Origin of the sequence: Pseudomonas sp. PICF6 (genome assembly GCF_009831705.1) — a bacterium.
Lineage (GTDB): Bacteria > Pseudomonadota > Gammaproteobacteria > Pseudomonadales > Pseudomonadaceae > Aquipseudomonas > Aquipseudomonas rhizophila.
On the sequence record NZ_WUUD01000026.1, the window covers coordinates 20008 to 21829 of the forward strand.

Consider the following 1822-nt stretch of genomic DNA (forward strand, 5'->3'; position numbering starts at 1 on the left):
GCGCTAAGGCAGCTCTGAAGCTGCCGAAGGCTCGGGCCGCGTTCGGACGATCTTTCGTTCAGGACTCAATCGTCTGGAAAAAGATCGCAGCCTCGTTGCACTCGGCAGCTCCAAGTGTCCCAATTGGGGAACGTGCTGATTAAACAATCTTGGGTTTCCGCACAAAAATCCGCAAAAGCACCGGAAATCATCTATCGTACGACATCACTAAACCAAGCAAATACGGGCGCTATCAGCCGTTTTATTTTCCGCAGAAATTTCCGCAGAAATCACCAAACAAATAGCCGTTTGTGTTCTCTGGAAGCAAAAAAAATGATTATCTCGAAAACGTACCTTGACCCAGTACTGCCAGAAAACCTGCCCGACTCGATCATTCAGGCCGCCGATCAGTTGCCGCGTAAGGCAGAATTTCTTGCCGGACGGCTCGCCGATGAGACATCGAAGCAATTGGCGGGCCTGTTGCGCATCACCAATACCTACTACTCGAATCTGATCGAAGGGCATCGAACTGAGATCGCTGACCTGCAGGCTGCGCGCACAATACCGAAACGAGAAAGAAAGGAGCTCAAAGAGCTTGCCGTGCAACACATGACGCAGCAGGAGGTGATGGAGCGGGTGCTTCGAATGCGCCCAACAGATAGCTTCTGCGCTATGTTCGATCCCAAGTTGATCGCGACCATCCATCGTCGGCTGTTCAAGGACGCTTCAATCGAGGAACTGACCTTAGGCGATGGTCGTATGATGGAAGCAGGCAGATTGCGGGCAGAAGAGAATGAGCAAGTCCAGGTTGGCGCACATGTCGCTCCAGCTGCCGCAGCTGTATTGCCCATGCTTGAGCATCTGCAACAGCATTACGGACGAATAAAGGATCCGCGGCGCCAATTGATCGCTGCCCTGGCAGCCCATCACCGAGTGGCGCTTGTCCACCCCTTCCTTGATGGTAATGGTCGAGTGATTCGGATGCTCACCCATCTGCAACTTGTTCACCTTGGGCTAAAACCTTTCCTCTGGTCACTGTCTCGTGGCCTGGCTCGCCGGCAAGATGAGTACTATCGCTTCCTGGCCTTGGCTGATCGCCCTCGCGAGGGTGACTATGACGGGCGCGGACAACTCTCACAGCGTCACTACTTCAACTTCATCGAGTTCATGCTCGATGTCTGCCACGACCAGATTGAATACATGACGACGTCGCTAAACCCAGCCAGGCTGCGCGAGCAGGTTGTTCATGTGTTTTCAACCGATCCCGACCTTCGCCGTGCCGGTATCAGACCCACCAGTGCAGCTGCGGTGTTGGCTCTTCTCACCCAAGGTGCGATGCCGCGTGCAGAGTTCAAGGTGTTCACGGGTTTGAAGGATCGGCTTGCAACGGAAGAACTGGGCCGCTTGATCGAAGCGGGGATAGTGGTCAGCAGTACCCCCAAATCCCGCACGGTAGAAGTGGGTCTGCCTGCACGCTTCGCCGGATTGATCTTTGCGAACCTGCATTTCCAAATGGGTTGAGTTGTGGCGGTGACTCAATGTGTTGCTGCTGGATAACGAGACCGCCTGGCAACTAATGAGGCCGAACCTCAAAGCGCCCGCTCTCAACCCAATCGGAGGCCGTCGCGCCGTCTGCCGTGTCGGTGATGGTCTGCCTGAACCGGCACCAGTGGCCGCCAGCGGCCAGCGATTGCGACGCCCCGCCCTGCCAACCACCCGCTTCGACGTTGAGATCCGAAGCCCAGACTTGATCCGGATTGAACCAGCTCACCACTCGCCCAACACCCGGTCTTCCCTCGCCTTCGAAGCGAACCGGGTTGTCGACCCAACCTCCGACCACGGG

Annotated in this window: 1 protein-coding gene and 1 pseudogene; one reads left to right on the forward strand and one right to left on the reverse strand. The window is 56.0% G+C overall.

The features are described from left to right. Window positions 1-132: 132 nt before the first annotated feature. A complete protein-coding gene (locus GSM73_RS16715) occupies window positions 133-1500 on the forward strand; it encodes a Fic family protein (RefSeq protein WP_231990620.1) in 1368 nt (455 codons plus the stop codon). 52 nt (window positions 1501-1552) lie between these two features. On the opposite strand, the pseudogene GSM73_RS27420 reads toward GSM73_RS16715, so the two are convergent. Then, a pseudogene (locus GSM73_RS27420) lies at window positions 1553-1822 on the reverse strand (hypothetical protein); the annotation flags it as partial.